This is a genomic window from Paenibacillus thermotolerans (genome assembly GCF_028745515.1).
Lineage (GTDB): Bacteria > Bacillota > Bacilli > Paenibacillales > YIM-B00363 > Paenibacillus_AE > Paenibacillus_AE thermotolerans.
Window position 1 is genome coordinate 89604 of record NZ_JAQZSG010000001.1, and the last position, 25359, is coordinate 114962.

At 53.3% G+C, this 25359-nt stretch carries 24 protein-coding genes and 1 riboswitch; of the genes, 7 read left to right on the forward strand and 17 right to left on the reverse strand.

What is annotated here, in order from left to right; translation table 11 throughout:
• Window positions 1–21: 21 nt before the first annotated feature.
• The 3 genes from PT964_RS00400 to infC all read right to left on the reverse strand — a co-directional run bounded on the left by PT964_RS00400 (window position 22) and on the right by infC (window position 2953).
• A complete protein-coding gene (locus tag PT964_RS00400) occupies window positions 22–2055 on the reverse strand; it encodes a hypothetical protein (RefSeq protein WP_274361322.1) in 2034 nt (677 codons plus the stop codon).
• A 98-nt stretch (window positions 2056–2153) separates the two neighbouring features.
• Window positions 2154–2447: a Rieske (2Fe-2S) protein gene (locus PT964_RS00405; protein WP_274361323.1), complete on the reverse strand. Its 294-nt coding sequence runs from the start codon at window positions 2445–2447 to the stop codon at window positions 2154–2156.
• 32 nt (window positions 2448–2479) lie between these two features.
• On the reverse strand, window positions 2480–2953 hold the full coding sequence (gene infC, locus PT964_RS00410) for a translation initiation factor IF-3 (protein WP_274361324.1): 474 nt from the start codon (window positions 2951–2953) through the stop codon (window positions 2480–2482).
• 230 nt (window positions 2954–3183) lie between these two features.
• Here infC and PT964_RS00415 point away from each other — a divergent pair, with 230 nt between their 5' ends.
• Window positions 3184–4308 (forward strand): Gfo/Idh/MocA family protein, encoded by a 1125-nt coding sequence (locus tag PT964_RS00415; protein WP_274361325.1) that lies wholly within the window; start codon window positions 3184–3186, stop codon window positions 4306–4308.
• Window positions 4309–4311: 3 nt separating this feature from the next.
• On the opposite strand, the gene PT964_RS00420 is transcribed toward PT964_RS00415, so the two are convergent.
• The 6 genes from PT964_RS00420 to PT964_RS00445 form a co-directional block, all read right to left on the reverse strand.
• Window positions 4312–5160, reverse strand: a complete 849-nt coding sequence (locus PT964_RS00420) for a formylglycine-generating enzyme family protein (RefSeq protein ID WP_482194164.1) — start codon at window positions 5158–5160, stop codon at window positions 4312–4314.
• A gap of 239 nt (window positions 5161–5399) precedes the next feature.
• Window positions 5400–5918 (reverse strand): hypothetical protein, encoded by a 519-nt coding sequence (locus PT964_RS00425; RefSeq protein WP_274361326.1) that lies wholly within the window; start codon window positions 5916–5918, stop codon window positions 5400–5402.
• 119 nt (window positions 5919–6037) lie between these two features.
• Window positions 6038–7789, reverse strand: coding sequence for a stalk domain-containing protein (locus tag PT964_RS00430; RefSeq protein WP_274361327.1), 1752 nt, complete (start codon window positions 7787–7789; stop codon window positions 6038–6040).
• 122 nt (window positions 7790–7911) lie between these two features.
• The gene (locus PT964_RS00435) at window positions 7912–9540 is read right to left on the reverse strand and encodes an S-layer homology domain-containing protein (protein ID WP_274361328.1); all 1629 of its coding nucleotides are present in this window, start codon (window positions 9538–9540) and stop codon (window positions 7912–7914) included.
• A gap of 98 nt (window positions 9541–9638) precedes the next feature.
• Window positions 9639–9842: a hypothetical protein gene (locus PT964_RS00440; protein ID WP_274361329.1), complete on the reverse strand. Its 204-nt coding sequence runs from the start codon at window positions 9840–9842 to the stop codon at window positions 9639–9641.
• A gap of 105 nt (window positions 9843–9947) precedes the next feature.
• Complete coding sequence (locus tag PT964_RS00445; protein ID WP_274361330.1) at window positions 9948–10406, reverse strand: hypothetical protein; 459 nt, start codon at window positions 10404–10406, stop codon at window positions 9948–9950.
• A gap of 156 nt (window positions 10407–10562) precedes the next feature.
• Window positions 10563–10698: riboswitch (cyclic di-AMP (ydaO/yuaA leader) on the forward strand.
• 5 nt (window positions 10699–10703) lie between these two features.
• Between PT964_RS00445 and safA the strand changes: the two genes are divergently transcribed.
• Window positions 10704–11321 (forward strand): SafA/ExsA family spore coat assembly protein, encoded by a 618-nt coding sequence (gene safA / locus PT964_RS00450; RefSeq protein WP_274361331.1) that lies wholly within the window; start codon window positions 10704–10706, stop codon window positions 11319–11321.
• 36 nt (window positions 11322–11357) lie between these two features.
• On the opposite strand, the gene PT964_RS00455 is transcribed toward safA, so the two are convergent.
• Window positions 11358–11915 carry an RNA polymerase sigma factor gene (locus PT964_RS00455; protein WP_425262647.1) on the reverse strand — a complete coding sequence of 186 codons (558 nt, stop codon included), beginning with the start codon at window positions 11913–11915 and terminating at the stop codon, window positions 11358–11360.
• Window positions 11916–12101: 186 nt separating this feature from the next.
• Here PT964_RS00455 and PT964_RS00460 point away from each other — a divergent pair, with 186 nt between their 5' ends.
• The 4 genes from PT964_RS00460 to PT964_RS00475 all read left to right on the forward strand — a co-directional run bounded on the left by PT964_RS00460 (window position 12102) and on the right by PT964_RS00475 (window position 15791).
• The gene (locus PT964_RS00460) at window positions 12102–13256 is read left to right on the forward strand and encodes a COG1470 family protein (RefSeq protein WP_274361333.1); all 1155 of its coding nucleotides are present in this window, start codon (window positions 12102–12104) and stop codon (window positions 13254–13256) included.
• Between the two features lie 2 nt (window positions 13257–13258).
• Entirely contained in the window at window positions 13259–14206 is a 948-nt protein-coding gene (locus PT964_RS00465) for an ABC transporter ATP-binding protein (protein WP_274361334.1), read from the forward strand.
• Window positions 14199–15170, forward strand: coding sequence for an ABC transporter permease (locus PT964_RS00470; RefSeq protein ID WP_274361335.1), 972 nt, complete (start codon window positions 14199–14201; stop codon window positions 15168–15170). The genes PT964_RS00465 and PT964_RS00470 overlap by 8 nt, the downstream gene beginning before the upstream one ends.
• Window positions 15171–15503: 333 nt before the next feature.
• Window positions 15504–15791 carry a hypothetical protein gene (locus tag PT964_RS00475; protein WP_274361336.1) on the forward strand — a complete coding sequence of 96 codons (288 nt, stop codon included), beginning with the start codon at window positions 15504–15506 and terminating at the stop codon, window positions 15789–15791.
• 62 nt (window positions 15792–15853) lie between these two features.
• Here PT964_RS00475 and PT964_RS00480 read toward each other — a convergent pair whose 3' ends face one another.
• From PT964_RS00480 to csaA, 3 genes are all read right to left on the reverse strand, one after another.
• Complete coding sequence (locus tag PT964_RS00480) at window positions 15854–16132, reverse strand: DUF2277 domain-containing protein (RefSeq protein ID WP_274361337.1); 279 nt, start codon at window positions 16130–16132, stop codon at window positions 15854–15856.
• Window positions 16133–16226: 94 nt separating this feature from the next.
• Window positions 16227–18050 carry a molecular chaperone HtpG gene (gene htpG / locus PT964_RS00485; RefSeq protein ID WP_274361338.1) on the reverse strand — a complete coding sequence of 608 codons (1824 nt, stop codon included), beginning with the start codon at window positions 18048–18050 and terminating at the stop codon, window positions 16227–16229.
• Between the two features lie 143 nt (window positions 18051–18193).
• Window positions 18194–18523, reverse strand: a complete 330-nt coding sequence (gene csaA / locus PT964_RS00490; protein ID WP_274361339.1) for a chaperone CsaA — start codon at window positions 18521–18523, stop codon at window positions 18194–18196.
• A gap of 153 nt (window positions 18524–18676) precedes the next feature.
• Here csaA and spoVB point away from each other — a divergent pair, with 153 nt between their 5' ends.
• Window positions 18677–20218, forward strand: coding sequence for a stage V sporulation protein B (gene spoVB, locus PT964_RS00495; protein ID WP_274361340.1), 1542 nt, complete (start codon window positions 18677–18679; stop codon window positions 20216–20218).
• Window positions 20219–21094: 876 nt separating this feature from the next.
• On the opposite strand, the gene PT964_RS00500 is transcribed toward spoVB, so the two are convergent.
• The 4 genes from PT964_RS00500 to PT964_RS00515 form a co-directional block, all read right to left on the reverse strand.
• Window positions 21095–22195 carry a Gfo/Idh/MocA family protein gene (locus PT964_RS00500; protein ID WP_274361341.1) on the reverse strand — a complete coding sequence of 367 codons (1101 nt, stop codon included), beginning with the start codon at window positions 22193–22195 and terminating at the stop codon, window positions 21095–21097.
• 71 nt (window positions 22196–22266) lie between these two features.
• Window positions 22267–22986 carry a ThuA domain-containing protein gene (locus PT964_RS00505; RefSeq protein ID WP_274361342.1) on the reverse strand — a complete coding sequence of 240 codons (720 nt, stop codon included), beginning with the start codon at window positions 22984–22986 and terminating at the stop codon, window positions 22267–22269.
• Between the two features lie 63 nt (window positions 22987–23049).
• Window positions 23050–24210: a Gfo/Idh/MocA family protein gene (locus PT964_RS00510; RefSeq protein ID WP_274361343.1), complete on the reverse strand. Its 1161-nt coding sequence runs from the start codon at window positions 24208–24210 to the stop codon at window positions 23050–23052.
• A gap of 38 nt (window positions 24211–24248) precedes the next feature.
• Window positions 24249–25283: a LacI family DNA-binding transcriptional regulator gene (locus PT964_RS00515; protein ID WP_274361344.1), complete on the reverse strand. Its 1035-nt coding sequence runs from the start codon at window positions 25281–25283 to the stop codon at window positions 24249–24251.
• Between the last annotated feature and the right edge of the window lie 76 nt (window positions 25284–25359).

Below are 25359 nucleotides of genomic sequence, written 5' to 3' on the forward strand. Positions count from 1 at the left end.
GTTCCGCCGAAGCTATTTTCGCTATGACTGCATCCCGTACCGTGCAAGCAGCTCCCTATGATGGGCTTTGATCCGCAAATAGCTTTCCGCCGCTGCGCCGTTGCCCCAATCGAATATCGTAAACTCGCCGATCCCGAGCCCTTCGTCGTTTACCTCTCCCGAGTGGCCGTAATTTTCCATCATAAAGCCGTAGTCCTTTTCGTTAAAGAACGGATGCGCCTTCTCCCACTGCTCTTTCGTTCGCGGGTTTTCCGGGCAGTACATCATGACGAACGCGCAGCGCAGCGCGGCGAGCCCGCGCTCGATATATTCGGTCCGGTTCAGCTCTTTTCCATACTCCAAAATGATTTCCGCAAACAAGCTTTGGCGTGCGTCGTTCCATTCCCCGTCGCAATTCATGACGCCGAAGCCGCCCAGCGCGTTCACATGAATGTACGGCGGCTGCCAGGAGGCTTGCGACATCAGAAGTTCGTCCATGCAGCGCTCGCCGGCCGATAAGTACTTGTTCTCCCCGGTTTCCCGGAAGCACGCAAGGAACGCTTCGGCGCACCAGAACACCGAGAAGTTGCATTGCTTGTACATATTGTTGCGCGCAAACTTGCGGCCGACATATTCCGTATTGCCGTACGCCGAGCACGACCAGTACGTTTCGAAATCTTCCCAGCGGCCCGTAAGGACGATCTCATCGATGAGAATGTCCGCCGCCCGTAATGACGCGGCTTTATACGGATTAGAACCGCCCTTTAAGCTTGAAAGCTTAAGCAGGAACGTTACGGAAACCGCGGTTTCCGGAGAGTCGTCCAGTATGCCGAGCGGCCGAAGCGTGTCGTAATCGAGCCATGCCGGAAAATACCCCTTGTCGTCCTGAAGCCGGATTAACGCGTCGGCATAGCGGCAAGCGTAATCCAGCAATCTTTCGTCCCTCTCCAGCTCCTCGTACCACCGAAGCATCCATAGCGCGGTCCAGCTCATATCGAGCACATGGTACGGAGCGCCTTTGACGGATTGCCACGGACGCGCCGGATTCCGGTTGGAATTTCCCCAGAAGGCGGTTTCCCATCCTTTGGAGCGGTTCACCGTCGTGCCGTCGACCGTTATGGATTCCATCTCCGTTGCGATCACCGTCGGAAATATCCCGTCTCGTTGCGGAGCGGCTAACGCAAGCTCTTTCGTGAGCGCCGCTCTGCGGAGTATGGCCTGATCGTTCGTTTCCAAGCCGTACCGGAATATCCCGTGAGCGGAGCGCAGCGAGCTGAACCACGCTTGGTTCCATATCGAACGAAACTCCCGCTCGTTCACAAGCCCGGGGTAGTTCGGACTTTGCGTCACGTTCACGATGAAGGCGGCCGCGCCGACCTCTTTGCCGTCCAGTTTAAATTGCTGCCACACGGCCTCGCCCCAAGTCTCGAACGCCCAGCGGTACGTGTGCCTCACCAAATTCATAAAAGGCACATCCAGCGGCGCGCCGCTGCGAAACAGCGGCGACCCCCATCGTTCCCAAAGGAAAGATAACACCGGCCGCCAAGGATTTTTCAGCGTCTGCGCATCGTCATACGCCATGAGATAAAACCCGACGCGCACGTCGCCCGCCGGGTATGCCGCTCCCGGTTTTCTTCGATATAGGACATGTTCCTTTACTTCGTATTCGCTCATCCCGAGCGTCATTACGTTCTTTGAAGCGTCAAGATCCAAATACCACCGAACCGGTGTGCCGCCGAGCATGACATCCAAATCCGGAATCAAAATCAGCAGCTGTCGATCGTCTTTCGCGATTAAAGCCGGCGAACGAAAGCTGTGCTGATCGATGATGTGATCGTCCGTCGGCGTCAAGTGCGGCGCCCAATGAAACGTCGGCACAAACGCAGGCTCCAGCTCCACCCTCCAGTCGTCCTGCTCTGCCGGTCGATCCAGCTCGAACGTCAAAGACACTTTCCACATATTTTTATGTAACCGCTGACATTCCGCCTTCGCCCCAGCCGGACCGATGCTTCCGCAGGAAATCCTTTTGGCAAATGATTGAAGCTCTTCATCCAGAAATATCGCTCGCTCTCCCACAGCGCCACCCCGTCCAACAGTTGATGTGTAATCGTTTACCTATATCGTATTGGTTTGAGCTCGCCATGTCTAGTAGGCAAAAACAAAACTTCTATCCTCTATATTAAAGCAACCAGCTCGCCATCCCGAACGTACACCTCATACATGCGAAGTCCCCGATCGGAAACGTTCAAGCACGCTCCTGTTTTTAGATCGAAAGCCCAGCCGTGCATCGGACAATAAAACTCGTCCCCCTCCGCCTCCACCAAGAACCCCGCATGCGGGCAAAAGCGGGAAACCAACCGGTAGCTGTCTTCATTGTCTTTAATCAAATAATAGTAGCCGCGTTCAATTTGCACCTCGGCAGGCAGCTGTTCGAATTGCCGCTCCGTTCCGATGACAACCTCGTTCATCCTCTCTCCATCTCCTTAAGCGAAAGTATCTTTTATATCGGGTCAAGCTGAACCGCCGCTTGCTTGCCGCTTAGCTGAATGCCGGATTGCTTGCGGCCGGCGCCGCTCAGCTCCTTCACCAAGCGCTCAAGCAGCTCCTTCGCCTTCGCCCCCTCTTTTCCTTGAACCTTCACGACGAGCTGCACCGCGTCCCCGGATGCAAGAATGCGTTCGGCTTGAAGCTTTTTGGTTTCGTAGTCGTGTTCTTCGATCTGCGGGGTCAACCGGATCTCCTTCAGCTTCGGCTGCCTGCTTTTCTTATCCGCCTGTCTCTTCTCATCCTTGGCCGCCCCTGCGCCGATCAGCTTGCACGGCGGCGGGCTGCTCATTAACGACGTGCAGACGAGATCCACCTTTAGCTGTTTGGCCATCGCCAGCGCTTCTTTCGTCGGCACGACGCCCAAGTCCTCGCCGTCCACACCTGTAAGCCATACCTCGGACGCTTTGATTTTCTCATTCATGATCATCGCTATGCACCTGTTCCTTCATTTTCCCGTGATGAACTCATATTACCTTTCGAGAGCGGTAAGCACAATGCGCTTGCTCAGTCATAGACTTCCGGCAGCACCGTGTAAAAAATATTTGGCAAATCGTGCCGTTTTTCGGTTTTTCTTATTTTAATAGAGCGCAAATAGACATATTATATACTTACAGCACATGAAGCGCTTACATTCAAATATAACGGAGGGAAGGGAACATGAACAAAATACGAATCGGCATCATCGGGGTCGGCATTATCGGCAAAGACCATCTGGAAAAGTATTCGAAAATCGACGGCGCCGAGGTGGTGGCGGCTTGCGATTTGAACGAGCAGGAGCTCAAGCTTGCCGCCGAAAAGTACAACATCCCGCATACATACACGGATTTCCGGGAGATGCTGAAGCGCGACGATCTCGATGCGGTCGATGTGTGCCTTCACAACAATCTCCATGCGCCGTTCACGATTGCAGCGCTTGAAGCCGGCAAGCATGTGTATTGCGAAAAGCCGATCGCAGGCTCGTACCATGACGGGAAAACGATGCTGGATGCGGCCAAGGAAACCGGCAACAAGCTTCATATTCAGCTGGGCTACCTTTACACGTTGGAAACGAAAGCCGCGAAAGCTTTGATCGATGACGGCCGGCTCGGAAAGCCGTATCATGCACGATCCACCGGTCACAGGCGGCGCGGACGCCCGTTCGTCGACGGCTACGGGACGAAGGATTTCAACCGAAAGTCGACCGCCGGAGGAGGCGCGATGTTCGATATGGGCGTCTACCGGATATCTCAGCTGCTGTATTTGCTCGACCTGCCGAAAGTAAAAAGCGTCACGGGAAAAACGTATCAAGAGGTCGATATGGACGCGGCGCGGCGGGAAATTTCCGGCTTTGACGTTGAAGAGCTCGGCGTCGGCTTTGTCCGGTTCGAGCACGGGCTGACGCTGGATATTATCGAAGCGTGGGCGATCCATTTGAACGGCTTCGAGGGAAGCAGCATAGCGGGCAGCAAAGGCGGCATTCGCCTTTCCGGCAATGCGAACGGAGTGCAAACCCCGTTCAGCTTCCATACGAATGTAAGCGACATGGATATGGACGCCACGTTCGATTTAAACGCCGCGAATTATCGCTGGCACCAGCTGAGGGAAAATACGGACGCGTACGACTCCTCCCAGCATCACTGGATCGCCGCGCTGCAAGGCCGGGTCGAGCTGCTGCCGACCGCGGACATTGCGCTGCAAACGATGCTGATCAGCGAAGGCATATATTTATCGAACGCGCTCGATCGGGAAGTGACGGCCGAGGAAATTACGGCCATGTCCAAATCAACGGCCGTTCGGCTCTAGCATTCAAATACGGTCGGCAGCGACTCGGAAGCCGCAATTTCCCGAGGAGCTGTCGGGCGTATTTTTATTTCGGGCGGCAACGCGATACCGGTTGCAATAGGAATCGTGGCACAAATAGGAGCCGCCTCTCATAGACCGGACGCCGGTAGGTCTGTCAAATTTCGGGTTTACCGACGGCGTCGCCGTATGGTATTGCGGCGTAAACCAATCCTCGCACCATTCCCATACGTTGCCCGACATATTGTATAAACCGTAGCCGTTCGGCTCATAGGCGCGAACCGGAGCCGTACCCTGGTATCCGTCGGAGGCGTGGTTTTTGACCGGAAACTTTCCTTGCCATATGTTGCAGCGGTGCTTGCCGTCCGGTTTAAGCAAATCTCCCCACGGGTACCGCTTCCGTTCAAGCCCGCCTCTGGCGGCGTATTCCCACTCCGCTTCCGTCGGGAGCCGCGTTCCGCTCCACCGGCAAAAAGCGGCCGCATCGTTCCAAGAAATATGAACGACGGGATGGTCCATACGGTCCGCAATGCCGCTGTCCGGTCCTTCCGGCTTTGCCCAATATGCTCCGCGTACGACATACCACCATGGCGTGCTTTGCGGTACTTGCTCGACGGCGCCGCTTACCGTTTCGGATACGAACAGATGAAAAACATACGACCAGCCGAATCGCTCCGCCTCTGTCACGTAACCGGTCGCATCGACAAAAGCTTTAAATTCGGCATTCGTCACCGCATACGGCGACATATAGAACGAGTCGACAGTTACTTGGCGCGGCGGCCCTTCCCCGTCCGACGGGAAGCCTTCGGCGCTGTCCGTGCCCATAATAAATTCGCCGCCCGGTATGTACACCATCTTCGGAATGACGCCTTCCGAAGATAAGGACGACTCGGCATTCCTCCCGGTTATTTCGCTTCTGCCTGCCGAACAGCATGACTTCAATTCATCGGACAAAATCAGCTCACCTTTCTCACAAGTTATTAATTGTTCATTATACTATAAACATTTCTCCCTCTCCTATTAGATTCAGCAAAAAAGAGGCTGTCGCCGCATGCAGATTTTTCCCGCTTGCAGAGTCAGCCTCTTTCTCCATACTACATAAAATCTTTGTTGCCCTTGCTCTTGTTGCCGAACAACAGCACCGCCAATCCGGCCGCTACCAGGATAATCGCCGCGACCGGGGAATTGAACAAGCTGCCGAATATCGCTCCGATCGAGAAGACCGCAAAAAACATCGCGGAAAGCACGGACAAAATCGCGATCGGAATGAGCAGGCCCTTTTGTCTGCCGCCGAACCAATACAGCTCAAACAATCCGACTGCCACCGCCATAATAAAGCCCGGCCACATATAGCCCCAGCTGTCGAACCAGGTGGCGATCTGACACACGACGCCCACCGTAAAAACAATCCCGCCGGGTACGAGCAGTCCGACGCCTTTACGGTCCGTTACCGAGAAATACATCCAGTGGAAAAACACGCCGAGCGGCAGCAAAAACATCGTAGGCCACATATGTCCGATAATCGTCCCCGCATCAATGGACACGCCCCGATTCAAGAATAGGTATGCTCCCAAAAGAATGAGAAGCGCTCCGAATACTGTTTGCTTTTTCATAGAAATTTCCTCCGCCGTTTCTGTTATTCTTCACAAAATTTGTAATTATAGAATAACGCAACGGCTTATCGTTGTCCCCTGACCTGCGATATGCAAGGAACTGGACTAAAGTCGGGAAATTATTTCAAGCTCTTCAGCGGGTAAAGGATCAAATCGACCGGCAAATTCGAACCTGCAGGCGGCGTAAATTCGATATCCAATCGATCATCCTCTCCTGTCGTACGCTTAAGCAGGTAGACGCCGCTAGCTTTGGACAACGTTCCGGAGACGGGGGCCAAAATGAGTTGGCCGTTGATCTTTACCGGACCTTTAAAAATTCCGCCTCTCGGACGAAGCAGCACTGCCATCTTGCCCGGATTTTGGATGGAAAAATGATAGGTAACCCCGTAATTCCCTTTGTTTACCGCTTCTTTTTGTTCGAACACGTCATAACCTTTGATGAACGGCTCAAGCAGTTCATCGCCTATGGATAGCCGAACCGGCGCAAGTAACGGCGCTCCGCCTCCGTTACCGTCGATGTATACGTCCGACGTCGGGAACGTGCCTCTTACATGATCGACATACGGCAAGCGGTTATAACCGCCTTGCTCGAACGTCTCCAGCGAATCGTCCTTCCCCATCGCTACGAACGAGAACGTCAGCTCCCCGTCCGTCTCCAAATCGTAGAAGGTGTTCACGCCGAATGACGGCAAAAATTGCGGGAACATTTTGTATACGATCGTATCATGCGCTTTTACCGTATGGTAATCGTCGGGATCTTCGTCCAGCAAAAAATCTACGCTGGCAATATGGCCCATTAAATTCGCCAGCGGCGACGGATTTACTTCGCCTTTATTCGTCGTCGTGATTTTTACGTCCCGATCCGAATTATTCGTCGCAAAAATGGCGAACGTGACGTTCTCCTCCATCAAGTTTTGATGGTTGGCATACAGCCTGCCTTTGCCGTTCACAGTATCTTGATACAAAATTCCCGTCTCCGTAATCAGCTCCGGGCTGTCGCTGACAAGCAGCTTGCGGCTGCTGTCATATCGAATCGTATTTTGCAGCTGCGGCAGCGCCAGCAAATCCAGGTTCGTCGTGAACGAGGAGGCGGTATTTTGATAATAAAAAGGATACTCCTGCTCCGTTAAAAACAGCTCATCGGTGATCGTGATCGTTTTCTTGAACGGATCGCTGACATTTTGGCTCCGATCCGTTACGGTAAGGGTCACTTCGTACGTTCCCGCTTGGAAGTACGCCGGCTTTAGTCCGCTCCAGCTCTTGGTCAAGCCTTCTCCGTCGGGATCGTAGCTCAGGTCGATCGTTTCCACCGGCTCGCCGATTCGGTAAGACGGCTTCAGGAACGTATATTTCGCGACCGGCTTTGACGGATTCAAATTGTCGCCTCCGACCGGCATTTGCAAATACGATATTTCAACCTTTTTTTCGTTTCCGTAATATTGATATTTCGCTCCCATCGCGTCCGCGATCCAGCCCATTTGAACGAGCAGCTTCCCGTCCACAAACCAGGCGTACTGATCGAACGGAATTTCGGTGCCGTTCTCGAAAATACGTTTGTCCTGCTGATTAATTTCGATGTACGAATTTTTCGTCTCCATGACGACAGTTCGGGTTTCGGCAATCCAATCCACTACAAACCCCAAAGAATCGCCCAAAAATTTGGCCGGAAGATACGTTCTCCCGTCCTTCACCTTGGCCGGAACCTCCAGCGTTACGGGCTGGTTGTTCACATACGCATCCGTGCTGTCCAAATACAGAATGACGTGCGCGGTTGTTCCGATAACGGCGGCGCTCGCTCCCGAAACCGATGAAATCAGTAATGCTGCGGCCAATACTGCCGAAATCCATACCCTTTGTGCTCTCATTGCCATTGTTGAAGGTTCCTCTCTCCTCTTTATTTTGACACCATGAACTTAGACGCAGGGGGCGGCGGAAAAGTTTTACATTTTTAAGGAAAAATTTTTGCGCAACAATTCGTACAAAAAAATCCCGATCATTGACCGGGATTTCCAACTGCCTCTTTCATCATGCTCCAATCTTGTTCCGTAACGGTGCCCATCCTCCAGAGCGAAACGCCCTTCAAGCCGAAATATTTCGCGAGCCAAAGCTTCATTCGAATGCTTTCCGAGTCTTCGTACCATATCGTGTGCCGATTCGCCGCGTCGTCCGTGTACGTAATTCGGTTTAAGAAATACGGATAAGCGAATGACGATTCCGTCCCCGGCATCGACAGCCTTTGTTCGACCAGATCGGGAGACGGACCCGCGGTTTTTACCGCTCCGTCTGCGGATTGAATCCATTGATTGGCCTGCTTGGAGATGCCGAGTATGATTTTTTCCTTCGGTATGAGCTTCACCGCTTCCGCAACCGTTTCGCCGACGAGCGGCAGCGGCGCCGAAGGCAGCATGCTCTTCCAATCCGTAAAATCGTGTGCCATCAGAACGACTTCGTCGGCAAGGGCGCCGATCTGATTGTAATCGTAGCCTTTATACCAGAACGACGGCTGCACGGCGACCGACAGCTTGCGTTCCCCGACCGTTTGCTTGACTTTCTCCAGCAGCCGAACGAAATCACCGCTCCGTTCCGCTTCTTTCAGCCCTTCAAAGTCGATCAGCACGCCGGAATATCCGAAGCGCGAATCGTCCATGACGGCGGAAAGCGACCGCAGGAACGAATCGATGGCCGGCTCATCCTGCAAAAATAATCCGAGGTCGTTGTCCGCGTAATACACCATGAGCAGCTTTTCGACGTTATGCCGGTCAGCCGTCTCGATCACTTCTTCCCAGCCTGCGGACGGAAGCTTGAATTCCGTCGTTTGCATATTGACCTCGGCCGCGCCGCTGCCGTTATATTCGAGGTGCGACCAACCGGTGATCATTTGGTCCAGCAGCTCCGTTCTACCGAGGTTTCGGTAGGAGTCAAACGCGTAAAAGCCGCTGACCGCCAAATCGGTCCCTTCGGTTCTCGTATCGATCAGCCTGCGAATGATGGCCGCCGCTTCTTTGCGGGAAACCGGCTCCTTCGGTCTGAGCTTGCCGTCCGCGTCGCCTTGCATGATCCCGTGCTTCTTCGTCAAGTATACGAGCGGCAGCACCTCTTCCCTGACGGAGGAATGATCGGCGAACATCCCGCCGCTTTGCGCTTGCTCCCAGCCGTCGATCCATTGCGCTTGCTCCTCCTGCGAAAGCTGCTTGAGCAAGTAACTCCCCGCCACGACGGCGACTTCCTCGCGAGTCATAGTTTGTGCCGGATAAAATTTGTCGTTTTCTATTAACTTATCGATAATTCCGTACTGATAGGCTGCGGAAACGTACGGATACGCCCAGCCGGTTTCAGCCACATCCCGAATCGGCGGCTTGCCGTCCGGCGACGCTTCCAAATTCATCGATACGGTCAGCATCTTAATCAAAGCGTCTCTGGACACCCACGCATCCGGGCGCAGCGTACCGTCGGGATACCCCGAAAGCACCCCGACGGCGGTCAGGAGGTAGATGCTTTCTTCCGACCAATTCCCCTGCGGCACATCTTTAAAGGGCGTTAAACGAGATTGATAGGCAAACGCACCTGTCGCATGGGTGAAAAACAGAAGCAGCAGCGCCCCTGCGATTGCAATCTTTTTCATCATATAGCTCCTCTCTCTCTATTTGTTCGATTCGCAAACACTAATTACTAATTATAGCAAAAGAGGATGCCCTTAGGACACCCTCTTCTTAGCTATTGCTAGGAATGCATCTTATAAGCCGTCAAAATGCACGGCACTCCGTTCCCGACCGCTCCCGGCTGCTCCATCTGCTCCATATACCGGATGCCTCTGGCACACTGCTGTTTGCACACGCTGCACGTATCCGAGGTTACGATTTTCATATATAGCTGATTTTTATTATGTGCCGGGACGTCTCTGCTTCGTATTTTTTTGCCTGCCATATCCCCTCCCACCTACCTCTCCCTAGGCAAACAGTTCGTCACTGTTACTGCTAAGGTATGAAGGTTTGCGTTAGATGGTGTAAGGCTAGGAAGTCGCCATGCTTTCTAATGCGCGGCGCTCCCGTCGATATGAAACGAATAATGGCCGATGCCTATGCGCAAACAATCCTCATATCCGTCCGGTTTATGTCCGGCGTATACGGACTGCAGGAGCAGCGTCCTGTCCAGCATCCCCTTGAAGCTTAACTCGAATCCGTAACCGTTCATCGGCTCTCCGATCGTTCTCGCCTGAATGATTTGCCGGCCTTCAAATATATGCAAAGGCTCGTAGGCGATCGTAACGATCTCGTCTTGTATTCTTGGCGCAATTTCCAAGGTAAGCAAGTCTGAGCCGATCGAGCAGTATACTTCAAGCACAAAGCCTTCAAAATGCAAAAATGCGGTATGGATTTCCGGAGGCTCGACATGCAAAGAAATATGTTTCACGACTTCGCCTTCGATGTCTTTAAGGATCATACGGTTTCTCTCATGGACCGACTGATTTTCATTCACAAAATTTTCCATGCCGCACCTCCGTAAGCCTCTATCAAACTATTACCTATCTTATACCATTTCCCTTTCTTTTTTTCCATCTTTTTCACTGATTTCTACGAACCTAGTACGCATGGCAAACATTACATTGCCCCCTATCAAACTTTAAGTGTTACAATGATTCACGTTAAAAAATAAAGGCCGAAGCTTTGACAAAAGCGCGGGGGAAAACATTATTTTTGGGGTGAAGCCGCGAAAGCGGCCGGGTGATTGCTCTTTGACCCGAATCCGTCAGCTAACCTCGCAGGCCGTATAAAGGAGAGATATTTCATGCGGTTCACGTTTAAGAAGTCTGTTTTGATCGGAGCTCTTGCCGTCAGCATGCTGGCAGGTGCCACGGCTGCGTCCGCTGCGACATCGTACACCGTATCTTATAACGATACGATGTGGAAAATTTCCCAAAAGTACGGAGTCAGCCTCTCTTCGCTCATTAAGGCGAACCCGCAAATTTCTAACCCGAGCAACATTTGGCCGGGTTTACGTATAAACATTCCGACTACCGGCGTTACTACAGCAACTTCGTCCTACGCAAGCCAAGTCGTCACGCTCGTAAATCAAGAACGGGCCAAAGCGGGATTAAAGCCGCTCGCGCAAGATAGCGCGCTGTCCGTGATGGCGCTCGATAAAGCGAAGGACATGTACAACAACAATTATTTCAGCCACACGTCTCCGTCGTACGGTTCCCCATTCAATATGATGAACCTGTATGGAATCCGTTATACGTACGCGGGCGAAAACATTGCTAAAGGACAGCGCACGCCCCAAGAAGTGATGAACGCTTGGATGAACAGCTCCGGTCACCGTCAAAATATTTTAAGCCCGAACTATACGACGATCGGTGTCAGCCACTACAACGGCGTTTGGGTTCAAGAGTTTATAGCTAGATAACATGCAAAAAATCCGGGGGAATTCCCCGGATTTTTTTTATCCTGTTTCATGGCTCGCCATTTGCCGCCGAATGTTTCGAAGGCCGTACCGAATAAGCGATTTGACCGAACCGACCGGCCGATTTAGCCGCTCGGCCAGCTCCCGATGAGTCCGCTCCTCGAAATACGATCCGTACACCGCTTGCCTCTGAGGAGCGGGAATGCTCATAATCGCTTGATGCAGCCTCTCCCGTATCAATTGGGAGGCGACCGTATCTTCCACCGGCTCGTAAAGGGCGGCCGGCAGTTCATAATAATGTTCAAGCTGCTCCATCCGAATCCGCCGCTTACGCCGGAGACGGTCAAGGCAGCGGGATTTCGTCTTCACCGCAAGCCAAGCTTCGACACTGCCCCGCCCCGGATCGAACTGATCCATCTTCTCCAGCGCCTCCATGAAGACATCCTGACAAATGTCTTCCGCTTCCGCCCGATTGGAGGTGAGGCGCAATGCAATGCGATAAACGAAGTCCGAGTAGATTGCATAAAAGCTTTCGAACGCAGAAAGAGACCCGCCGGCATTCGGTTCGAGAGGCTCCAATTCGTCACGCTTGATCACTTTCATCCACCTCTGCAGTATTGTTTTCACCTCCTTTTTTATCAGAAATGAGTTGATTAAAAAAGCGTTTTCGGCCATTTTAAGCTTCTATTAAGCGAATTTTTATGTTCCTTTAATCTCGGTTATAAATCTATTTCACCCTCCCGTTCGTAACCAAGATGAAATAAAAAACAGGAGGGGTTATTCATGTCGAGTACATGGAAAAAGACGGTTTGCATCATGCTTATTTTGTTGCTCGGGACTGCGTCGCTTGCTTGGACGCCGGCGAGCGCCGCGGGGGAAATTACACTGTTTACGCCTTACAAACATATTTCCGTCCCGCCGGGAGAAACGATCAATTACTCGATCGACATGCTGAACAACACCGGCCAAATGCAAAGCGCCCCGATTCGCGTATCGGGTCTCCCCGCGGATTGGGAATATAAAATTACTGCGGGGTCTTGGGAAGTGAAGGAGCTTTCCGTGAAGGGCGGAGAAACGCAGTCATTGCAAATCGAGGTTGACGTGCCGCTGCAGGTGCAGAAGGGCGAATACCGCTTCACCGTTGAAGCCGGCAGCCTTGCGTCTTTGCCGTTAACCGTCAATGTTTCGGAAACCGGCACGTACAAAAGCGAATTGACGGTTGACCAGCCGAATATGGAAGGAAACGCCGATTCCAATTTCAATTATCGGCTTGATCTTCGCAACCGAACCGGCGAAAAACAATTGTATGCGCTGACTTCGGAGGCGGAACGCGGTTGGGACGTCGTATTTAAGGTCGGCGGCACGCAGGCTACTTCGGCCAGTGTCGAACCGAACTCAACGCAATCGGTCAATGTCGACATTACGCCGCCGGAAGGAATTACGGAAGGAACCTATACGATTCCGATTAAGGCGAATGCGGGCTCCACCTCCGCCGAGACGGAGCTGGAGGTTGTCATTACCGGCAAATACGCAATGCAGTTGACGACGCCTAAAGGGCTGCTTAGCGCGGATGTGAATGCCGGAGGGAAAACGAAAGTGGAGCTGGAAGTGCGCAATACGGGAACCACCGCTTTGAAAGACGTAGCGCTTGATTATACGGCTCCGATCGGTTGGGAAGTGACGTTCGATAAAAAGACGATCGACTCGATCGAACCGGGTCAAACCGGCAAGGTGACCGCTACGCTGAAGGCAAGCGACAAAGCGATTCCCGGCGACTATGTAACTAGCATTACTGCAAGAACCCCGGAGGTTTCCTCCAGCGCAGACTTTAGAATTGCCGTGAAAACATCGATTTTGTGGGGATGGCTTGGCATTCTCATCATTGTGTGCGTGTTTGGGGGCATCTATTATCTGTTCCGCAAATACGGGAGGCGCTAATGATGAGCGAGCCCATTATCGAGCTGAAGAGCGTCACGAAAAAATACGGCGATTTCACGGCAGTCGATCGATTGACGCTTACGATCAACCGCGGGGAAGTATTCGGTCTTCTCGGACCGAACGGAGCCGGCAAATCGACGACGATTCTCATGATGCTCGGCCTGACGGAGCCTTACTCGGGCAGCGTGCAGGTATGCGGCATCGATTCTACGCGCCAGCCGATTCAGGTGAAGCGCAGAGTCGGTTATTTGCCCGACGACGTCGGCTTTTACGAAGATTTGAGCGGCTTGGAAAACTTGATTTTCACCGCCAAGCTGAACCGGATCCCCGAATCGGAAGCGAGAAGCAAGGCGCTTGAACTGCTGGAGCGTGTCGGCTTGAAGGATGACGCCGAAAAAAGAGCCGGCGCTTATTCCCGCGGGATGCGGCAGCGGCTCGGTCTCGCGGATGTCCTGATCAAGGACCCCGAGGTCATTATTCTTGACGAACCGACGCTCGGGATCGACCCGAAGGGCGTTTCCGAACTGCTGGAGCTGATTCGCAGGCTGAGCACCGAGCTTCATATTACCGTCTTGCTCTCCTCGCATCATCTGCATCAAGTGCAGGAAATTTGCGATCGGGTCGGACTGTTCGTCAAAGGAAAGCTTGTTGCGGTAGGAACCGTCGCCGAGCTGTCGGAAAGCTTATTCAAGGATGAGCCGATCTCGATCGAGCTTTCGGCGGCTCCCGTCACCGACAAACTGTTGGATGAGCTGCATGCTCTAGACGGAGTGATCCGTCTGCACTCCGATGCGGAGAATATTCGCCTCCAGTGCAAGCACGATATTTCCGGCAAGCTTGCAAAGTGCGTAATCGACAGCGGAGCCGAACTGCATTCCTTGCATAAGAAATCGTACGGCTTGGACGAAATTTATCACCGGTACTTCGAAGGCGGTGAATCTCATGCGTGAGTCGAAACTCGTGCATCCGTTTTGGACCATCGTAGTGAAAGAAATCGGCGACCACGTCAGAAGCTGGCGTTTTATCATACTGCTCGCCATCATCGCATTGACGTGTCTCGGTTCGTTATATTCCGCGCTAATGGCGATCCGGGGCGCGGCCGGCTCCGACGATGCGGATACCGCGTTCTTCTTTCTGAAGCTGTTTACCGTTTCGAGCTCGGGCACGCCGCTCCCGTCCTTTATTACGTTCGTAAGCTTTCTCGGTCCGCTGCTCGGCATCGGCTTGGGCTTCGATGCGGTCAATTCGGAGCGGAGCAAAGGCACCCTCAGCCGGATTATGTCCCAGCCGATTCATCGAGACTACTTGTTGAACGCGAAGTTTACGGCCGGATTGATCGTTATTTCGGTCATGTTCGGCGCGCTAATGCTTCTGATCATGGGACTCGGTTTGCTGATGCTCGGCATCCCTCCGACTCCGGAGGAATTTATCCGGATGCTGGCGTTCTGGGTGTTAACCGTTTGCTACGTCGCGTTTTGGTTAAATTTATCGATTTTGTTTTCCGTTCGGTTTCGCCAGCCGGCTACTTCGGCACTCGGCGGCATTGCGGTCTGGCTGTTCTTCAGCATTTTCTTCTCGCTCATTATTAATTTGATCGCAAGCGGCACAAAACCCGGCGAGTCGGCAGGCACCGCAGCCATCCTATGGCACAGCCAGTTCATCAGCTTCCTCAACCGGCTTTCGCCCAGCCAATTGTTCAGCGAAGCCACCACGACGCTGCTGATGCCGTCAATCAGAACTTTAAGCTCTTTTTTAACAACGGAGCAAGTATTGGGAGCCATTCCCGGCCCGCTGCCGGTCACTCAAAGCCTGCTGCTGGTATGGCCGCAAATTACTTGTTTGGTCGCCGCCACCGTCATCTGCTTCGCGATCACCTATATGGTGTTCATGAGGCAGGAAATCCGATCCAGATAACGAAAAAAATCCTGCGCCTTTCTTTGCAAAGGCAGCGGGATTTTTGTTTGCTCTCTTTATTATTGTTCCGCCTCCGGTTCATCTTCCTCCAGCGGTTCCATTCTGCAATCCTCGCAAATCCAGCTTTCTCCGACAGGTCCATACCCGGTCTTTTTTCCGCAATGTTCGCACGTAATCATCTTCATCATCCTTTCAACGATAATAGCATTTCCTATTATTGGAGGATTCATCCGGTCCGGTAACCCGGATAAAAATAGGCATGGCCGTCATGGTACAACCGTTGGATTGGAACATAGAATAACGTAAGGAAGAAATATGGAGGTGAGATGATAAATGACCTTTGAGCTTTCCTCCGATTGGATGTCCTACGCGATGTGGGCCGTTCTCGGCGTAATGGTTATCGATCTCGCTCTTGCCCTAGTAAAAACAAACAGTCTCAGTTCGCTTCACAGACCGATCTTGGGATTTTTGCAAAATGTTTTATACCACGTTTTCCCTCTTTACCTTCTTGTAAATATGGCGCCTGTCGATCCTACAAACTTGGTCTTGACGGTTCTTTACTATGTAGGCGCAGCCGGTGCGGTGGTTCACTATCTATACGGCATTAAAGCGAAACTATAAACGGGACGCTGTAGCTATTCGCGGCCGGTTTCCTCGGAAATCGGCCGTTTTTTATCAGGGGATCATCCGTTATCCGTGCCGAATCGTTTCGCGTTGCGGGCGCGCGCCCGTTCGATTTCAACCTCGCGGTTGCGGGGCTCCGCGTTCGTTACTAGCGAATCGAGCAAATGCTTCGCCACGGCGGCCACCTCGTCCACGGCGCGAAGGAACGCCTCTTCATTCGCTTTGGAAGGCGTGTTGAAGCCAGAAATTTTTCTTACGAATTGCAGCGACGCGGCCATAATTTCATCGTCGGTCGCCGGCGGATCGAAGTTAAACAACGTTTTAATATTTCGGCACATAGCGCTCTCCTTTGGACAGTATACAATAACCCGCCTGCATGCAAACTTTGCGAAGGGCGGGTTATTGGCCGTCGGATATAGTGGGTTCGTTTCGTTATACCATTACTTTACACATATCGTTCGTAAATTCAACCGGGTCTTCAATCGGCAGCCCTTCGATCAACAGCGCTTGGTTGTAAAGAAGCTTCGTATACAGCTCCAGCTTCGACTTATCGTTCTGATAAGCGTCCTTCAGCGATTGGAACACTTGATGTCCGGTGTTGATCTCCAGCACCTTATCCGCCGACACGCCTTCGCCTCCGGCGGGCATCGCTCGGAGCACCTTCTCCATCTCGATCGATATGTCCCCTTCGGCGGACAAGCATACCGGGTGGGTTTTCAAGCGCTTGGACGCTTTCACGCTTTTCACCTTGCCGGAGAGCACTTGCTCCATATGCGCGAAGAGATCCTTATTTTCATTCTCTTCCGTTTGCGCTTTTTCGTTTGCGTCCGCCTCGATCCCGAGGTCGCCGCTCGATACCGATTTGAACTCCTTATCCTTGTAGCTCATCAGCACCTTCACGGCGAATTCGTCGATTTCATCCGTAAAGTAAAGAATCTCATACCCCTTATCGGCTACAAGCTCCGTCTGCGGAAGCTTCTCGATTCGTTCTATCGATTCCCCTGCGGCGTAATAAATATATTTTTGCTCCTCCGGCATTCTGGAGACGTATTCTTCGAGCGTTACCGGCTTTTTCTCTTTGGAGGAATAGAACAACAGCAAATCCTGCAGTACGTCTTTATTCGTCCCGAAGTCGCTGTATACCCCATATTTGAGCTGTCTGCCGAACGATTGATAAAACTTTTCGTACTTTTCGCGCTCATCCTTCAACAAGCCTTCCAACTGGCTTTTGATTTTATTTTTAATGTTTTTCGCAATCAGCTTCAGCTGCCGGTCGTGCTGCAGCATTTCTCTCGAGATGTTGAGAGACAAGTCCTCGGAATCGACCATGCCTTTGACAAAACTGAAGTAGTCGGGAAGCAAATCCGCGCATTTATCCATTATAAGCACGCCATTGGAGTAAAGCTCCAAGCCTTTTTCGTATTCCTTGGTGTAATAGTCGAAAGGCGTATGCTCGGGGATAAAAAGAATCGCGTTATACACCACGGCGCCGTCGGCGCTAATATGGATGTGCTTCAGCGGTTTGTCGAACCCGTATCGCTTCTCCGTGTAGAAATTTTCGTAATCCTCGGGCTTCAGCTCGTTCTTGTTTTTCCGCCAAATCGGGATCATGCTGTTGACGGTTTGGTCGCCCATCTTGATCGGATACCGGATGAAGTCCGAATACTTCTTGATGATCGCTTTCAGCCGGTACTCTTCTAGATACTCGTCGTAATGCTCATCCTCGGTATTTTGCTTGATTGTAAGAACAATCTCCGTCCCTACCGAATCTTTATGGCCCGGCTCAATCGTATACCCGTCTGCACCGGACGATTCCCATCTGAACGCTTCGTCGCTGCCCAGCGCTTTGCTGGTGACCGTTACTTTATCCGCCACCATGAAGGCCGAGTAAAACCCGACGCCGAACTGGCCGATAATGTTGTACCCGTCCTTCGCCTCGTTCTCCTTCTTAAAGGCAAGAGAACCGCTCTTCGCGATGACGCCGAGGTTGTTCTCGAGCTCTTCCCTCGTCATGCCGATGCCGGTGTCCGCAATCGTGAGCGTCCTCGCTTCCTTATCGGACGTCACCCGGATATAATAGTCTTCTTTGTTGAATACGAGAGAATCGTCGGTTAACGCTTTGTAGTAAATTTTATCGATCGCGTCGCTGGCGTTGGAGATAAGCTCCCGCAAAAAAATTTCCTTCTGTGTGTAAATCGAGTTGATCATCATTTCCAGCAGTCGCTTGGATTCGGCTTTGAACTGTTTTTTTGCCATGAACGGCTTCCCCTTTCGTATGTAAATCCATAGCTCAAAAGGTATTAGCACTCTAATTGCAAGAGTGCTAATACTTATTTTTACATATTCTTTTTTCGAGTGTCAATATTTCTCATAAGAAAATGCCGATACTGCATTCTTCCTCAGGCAACCGGCGTGCCGTCGGGAACGGATTCCTCCGGCGCAAGCAGCACTACGTCTCCTTCGTCCGGAGTTCCGCCGAGCACCAGCACCTCGGATACAAACCCGGCAATTCGTCTCGGCGGGAAGTTTACAACGGCAACAACCTGCTTACCGATCAAAGCCTCCGGCTCATACCGTTTCGTAATTTGCGCGGAGCTTTGTTTCATTCCGAGCGGGCCGAAATCGATTTCGAGCTTGATCGCAGGCTTGCGCGCTTCCGGGAAAGGCACCGCCCTCACAATCGTTCCGATTCGAATATCGAGCTTTTCAAAATCTTCTATTGTCGCCATACCGTATATTCCCCCTGATTTTGTTCTTATTTGGAGCTGTCGCCACACGTTATCATTCTTCGCAATTGTGACGTTTACCTGCTTGTTCGCATGTCTGTCCGCAAGATGAATATATTTATACAATTCAACTTGATTAATGGAGAGGAAAGGCCAATGCAGAAGCAGTCATTTATTCGGGGAACGGTTTTATTGACCTCGGCGGCGTTGATTACTCGATTGTTAGGCTTTTTGAACGGCATCGTATTGGCCCGGCTGCTCGGAGCCGAAGGCATCGGTTTAATGATGATGGCGTATCCCTTGATCCCGTTGATTATTACGATCACGCAGCTGGGTCTGCCGGTGGCCATCTCCAAGCTTGTGGCGGAAGCGGACGTAAGGGACGATCAAGCGAAAGTAAAAAAGATCCTTTATGTATCGCTTGCCGCGACCGGCACGTTAAGCGTAATTTTAACGACGGCTGCTTATTGGGGAGCCGAAACGTGGGCGAAGCTGTTTCTGACGGACGAACGAGCCTATTACGCTATGCTCGCGCTCATTCCGATTGCACCGGTCGTGGCGGTGTCCGCGGTTTTGAAAGGGTATTTCCGCGGGAAGCAAAATATGCGTTCCATCGCCTTTTCCGATATTATCGAAAATGCGGTGCAGGTAACCATAGTTATGGTGCTGATTCAGCTGCTGCTGCCGTACGGATTGGAATATGCCGCAGCGGGGGCCATGGTCGGATCGGTCGCGGGCGAGGCGGCCGGGTTGCTGTATCTGCTCTTGAAGTTTCGAATGTATCGAACGAGCGAGCGGACGAAACGGAGATTCCTCAGCCAGCTTAGTCAAGGCAAGCAAACGTTCTTTGAGCTGATGCATATCGGGCTGCCGACGACAGGCAACGGGTTTATCCATTCGATATATAGCGCTTTTCAACCGATGCTCGTCACGAAAAGCTTGGCGGTATACGGAATGGCGACCGCCGTGGCGACAAAGCAATTCGGCATGCTGGCCGGGTACGCGTTTCCGCTGTTGTTTTTCCCGAGCTTCGTCACCCATTCGCTGACGACGGCGCTCATTCCTGCGATCAGCGAAGCTAGAGCGAACCGCAACGGCCGATTGATCCATCAGCGAATCGATTTGGCGATGCAGATTTCGCTCATGATCGGCACGCCGTGCACGGTCATTTTATTTATGCTGGCCACGCCGTTAACGACGTTAATTTACAACGCGCCTGAGGCGGGACCGCTGCTGAAGCTGCTGGCACCGATCTTTTTCTTGAACTATTTCGACGATCCGCTGTACGCGATATTGCTCGGCCTCGGCAAAGCGAAGCCCGCGATGTGGAACTTTATGATAGCAACCTTGGCGAAGGCGGCGGCCATCATTATTCTCGGCACAGAGTTCGGCATATACGGCGTTGCGGTCGGGATCGGCTTCGGGATCGGACTGCTGGCAATGCTGCATTTCTTCTCCGTATCGAGCGTAATCGGTCTGTATTTGGATATTCGGCAAATGGTGAAGGTGGTGTTTTGCGGAGGGTGCATGTGGCTGTTCGGTCACTACACTTTCTCTTATATGCAAAGCTCGGGCTTTGCGCTCGTATGGTGCGTGCTTGGCACGATCAGCGTGGCGTTGATCGTCTATTGCGTCGCGCTGCTGGCGACGAATACGATCAAGCGCAGCCAGATGAAGCATATGCTTGCGCAGCGGTAACGTTGCTAGGCGTAAGACCGCGGTTTTGAACTGAGCAATGGGAGTTTCTCCATTTGCTCTGCCTCTCAACCGCGGTTTCGACTTGAGTAATGGGAGTTTGTCCATTTGCTCTGCCTCTCGACCGTGATTTCAACTTGAGTAGGTGGAGTTTCTCCAGTTGCTCTGCCTCTCGACCGCAGTTTTGACTCGTGTAATGGGAGTTTCTTCATTTGCTCTGCCTCTCAACCGCGGTTTCGACTTGAGTAGGTGGAGTTTCTCCAGTTGCTCTGCCTCTCGACCGTGATTTTGACTCGAGCAAGGGGAGTTTCTCCATTTGCCATGAGTATAAAAATACGAAACCTAGCCGTCTCTTCCGTACCGCATGATCGACCACCTCGAACGGAACTATAATCCGCTGCAGTACCCCACACCGACAAACTAGCTGCCTCCAACGGAACCTGTTCCGTTGCTCTCTTCCGCACCGCGTGACTGACCACCTCGAACGGAACTTTATTCCGCTGCAATACCTCACCCAACAAATTAGTTACCTTCAACGGAACCTTGTTCCGCTTCACGGAGTAAAAGCGACTGCAGCGGCTCTGGAACGGAACAAAGTTCCGCTGCACGGAGCAAAAGCGGCCGCAGCGGCTCTGCAACGGAACGAAGTTCCGCTGCACGGAGCAAAGGCAGCCTCCACCGCTCTGCAACGGAACGAAGTTCCGCTGCACCGAGCAAAGGTAGCATCCACCGCTCGGTTACGGAACAAAGTTCCGCTGCAAGATGCAATGGCGACCACCGACGCTTTGCTACGGAACATAGTTTCGCTACGGGAACGCTCCCTCCAGCAAACACAAAAGGGCGGCTGCCCTCAAAGGGGACACCCTGCCCTTTTCCGCTTTAATCCAAACTGTAGTCCGCCAGTCCGAGCGGAAGCGGCTCCGGCTTCTCGCAGGTGCTCTTCATCGTATAATGAGCACCTTGCTCCGAAGCGTCGTGGAAGCCGTGCATCGCCTCCAGCACATGGTAGGCGAGCTCGCCGCTGGCGCGGTGCTTGCGGCCCGTTAAGATCGCCTTGGCCATATCGGCCGCACCTACGCCGCGCGCGTTCTCGACATACCCGTGCGTTAACGGGATGGACGACCATTGCTGCGCGCCTGCCCGCCATACCTGAACCGCCCCGCCGAAGCCGTTCGGGTCCGGTACCAGGATGGTGCCGTGGCTGCCGTATACTTCAATGCGAGGCAGCATCGAGCCGCCGCGAACGTCGAAGCTCGTCAAGATCGTGCCGACCGCTCCGCTTTCGAAATCCATGATGCCTGCAACATGCGTCGGCACTTCCACTTTCACCTTCTGCCCGTACTTGGGCTTGCTCGTAATCGTCCGCTCCGGGAACGAAACGGCCGCAGACCCGGTAACTCTGCGGATCGGACCAAGCATGGCGACGAGCGCCGTTAAGTAGTACGGACCCATATCGAACATCGGACCGCCGCCGACTTGATAATAAAACTCCGGCGCCGGGTGCCAGCTTTCGTGCCCGCCGCACACCATAAAGGCCGTGGCGCCGATCGGCGTTCCGATCCAGCCGTCCTCGATCAGCTTGATGCAGGTTTGAATGCCGCCGCCCAAGAATGTGTCCGGCGCGCCGCCGACACGAAGCCCCTTGCGCGCTGCCAGCTCGAGCACCTTCTGCGCATCCTCCCGTGCAACCGCAAACGGCTTTTCAACGTAAGCGTGCTTGCCTGCCTCCAGCACCTTCAAGTTTACGTCCGCATGCGCCTGGGGAATCGTCAGGTTGATCACCATCTGAATGTCGGGGGCGCCAAGCAGCTCGTCGACGGAGCAGCCCCGCACGCCATTCTCCTCCCCCTTCGCAACCGCCCGCTCGACGTCGATGTCGGCGCAGGCGACGACCTCCATCGATTCAAACAGCTTGCCGTTCTTAAAATAAATCCCGCTAATATTGCCGGTACCGATAATTCCCGCTCTAATTTTTTCCATAGGTTTCCACGCCTTCGCTTTTGCTTTTGCTTTTGCTTTTGCTTTTGCTTTCGCTTTTGCTTTCGCTTTTGCTAAACCTGGCTATCCGCCATGCCGGTATACGCCTGCTCCTGCTTCATGCCTTGCGCGAGCGCCTTGCCCTCCGCGCACCAAAGAAAGCCTCTGCGCATCATTTCCTTCACGACGGGCATTTCGATAATGTCAGCCTGGTGGCCGAGCGAATTGTAATAAACGCGCCCTACGCCCCATCGCTTCGTCCACGCCACCGGCATGTCGACGGCTTTGTTCAGAGAATGCGGCCCCGGTACGGTCGGGAACCGGGTCGTCGCAAGCACCTCGACCGCCGGGTCGACGTGCAAATAATACTGTTCGGACTTTACTGCGAAGTCTTCCATTTCCGCCACGAGCGGGCTGGACGAGTTTGCGATGTTCACAATGTACTCCGTGCCGTCGTTGCCGGGGTGGGCGACCCAGTTGCCCCCGGTCATAAACTGCCAGTCGACGTTGTCGCGGAAAGCATCGCACATGCCCCCGTGGCAGCCGGCGAGACCTACTCCGCTCTGGACAGCCGCGGACACGTTGTTGACAAGCTTCTGATCGATCCGGTCCATCGTCCAAATCGGAACGATCAAATCAAGACCCATCAGCTTGTCGGCGTCTGCGAACGCTTCCAGCGTGTCGGACACCTCAACCTCAAAATCTTCGTTCTCAAGCACCTCGCGGAATATTTCCGCAACCTCTTTAGGCTGGTGCCCAAGCCATCCGCCCCATACGATCAACGCTTTTTTCAATGGATTGAATCTCCTTCCGTACGACGCATATCGCGTAAAATCAATGCAATTCGAAACAATTGCTTACATCTCGTCGATTCCGACCCAGCGGCGCTCTTCAATGGAGCGGTCCACCGCTTCCAATACCGCCTGACACTTGACGCCGTCATGGAAGTTCGGCACCGGCTGCCGGTCTTCGGCGATTGCGTTCAACATCTCCACGACCTCATGCGTAAACGTCTGCCCGTATCCGATCGTATGACCCGGAGGCCACCAAGCGTCCAAGTACGCATGCGCCGGATCGGTGGCGAGCACGCGCCGGAAGCCTTGGACGTCGTCGGCATCGTCGCCGAAATACACTTGAAGCTCGTTCATCCGCTCGAAATCAAACTTCACGGAACCTTTGCTTCCGTTAATTTCGAACGAATTCGTGCAGCGGTGCCCCATCGCAAAGCGGGTCGCCTCAAAGCTGCCGAGCGCGCCGTTCGCAAATCGCGTCATAAACAACGTCGCGTCGTCAACCGTCACCGGTCCGAGCGGCGCGTCTTTGCTGCCCTTCGCGCTCAGTCCCGTCATCGAGCTCGGCACCGGACGCTCTTTAATGAACGTTTCGCTCATGCCGATCACTTCCTTCATGTCGCCGACCAAGAAATGGGCCAAATCGATGAGATGGGCCCCGAGATCCCCGTGCGAGCCGGAGCCGGCGATCGTTTTATCGAGCCGCCATACGAGCGGAAACTCCGGGTCGATAATCCAATCCTGCAAAAACCAGGCGCGGAAATGATAAATCGTTCCGAGCCGCCCTTCGTCCACCAGCTTTTTGGCTAATTGCACGGCGGGCGCAAACCGGTAGTTGAAGCCTACCATATGTTTGACTCCCGCCCTCTCCGCCGCATCCAGCATTTCGCGGGAATCCGCCAACGTCAGCGCGAGCGGCTTTTCGCAAAATATATGTTTGCCCGCCTTGGCGGCGGCAATCGCAATTTCTTTATGTACGTTCGACGGAGCGTTAATGTCGATCAAATCGATATCGCTCCGGTTCACCAATTCGCTCCAATCCGTTACGCTGGTCTCCCAGCCGAACTGCGATGCGGCTTGTTCTACGCCCTCAGGGTCGCGTCCGCAGATCGCTCTCATCACGGGCTTGGGCGCTTTCGGGAAAAACATCGGCGCTTCTTTGTACGCTTGGCTGTGCGCCTTGCCCATAAACTTATAACCTACCATACCGACATTCACTTGCTTCATGAAACCTTCCCTCCCCAGATTAATGAAAATCATTCGTCTCATTCGGTACGAATCGCACCGCAAGACCTTCGAACGATAAGTCTGGTTGCCAGTTGCTCATGAAAGACTGAAAACTTTCTCGTACCTTCCGCCAGCTGCTTCAGCAGCCGTTCGACAGCCAAGCTACCCATCTGAAAAAACGGAACATGTACGGTCGTAAGCGGCGGATCGGAAAGGCGCGATGCGTCGGAATCGTCGCAGCCGACGATCGGCATGTCGGATGGCGGCGACAGCCCGCGTTCCCTCAGCCCCTGCATGAGCCCGATCGCCATCCGGTCGTTCGCTGCAAAGACCGCATCGAGACGTCCGCGGCTCGCGAGCACTTGCTCGGTCAGCCGGTAACCGCTCGTACTGCTGTAATTCCCTTCGAACACAATCGATTCGTCCAGCGGCACGCCCGCTTCGAACAGCGCGCGCTTGTACCCGTCGAACCGGTTGCTGCTGCCGGAATATTGCGGCGAGCCGTTCAAAAAACCGATTCTTTCGTACCCGAGGGAAAGCAGGTGAGCGACGGCGTCGCGGGCGCCGGCCGCGTGATCCGCGGATACGATGCTAACTCCGGGATCTTCGAAATGCTGGTCGATGACGCAGAACGGAAGGCCTTCCTGTGCCAGGCGACGGACGGATTCCGTTTCCGCGGGCAGCGAGCTCGCTCCGAGAATGATGCATGCGTCGATCCGGTGCGTCCGAAACAGCGACACGTAGTCGAACGGGACCGCCGGGTCGCGAAACAACAGCAGCAAACCGTACCCGCTCGTTCGGACGATCTCTCCGACGCCGCTGAGCAGCTCCGAGAAGTAGTAGGTCGAAAACAAATGGACCTTCGGGACGAACGGCAGCACTACGCCGATATTCCCGCTCTTCCCTCTGGCAAAGCTGGCCGCGACCGCATTCAGATGATAGTTTAATTGTTTGGCTGCGGCCATGACGCGCTGACGGGTCGTTTCCTTGATCGGCCCAACCCCGTTCAGCACCCGGGAAACGGTCGCTTCCGACACGCCGGCGAGCTCGGCCACTTCCTTGCGGGTCGCCATGATTCTACCTACTTTCCTGTAAACGCTTACTATGTACACGCGTACATCGTCTCATACCGTAAATAGATGTGTCAAG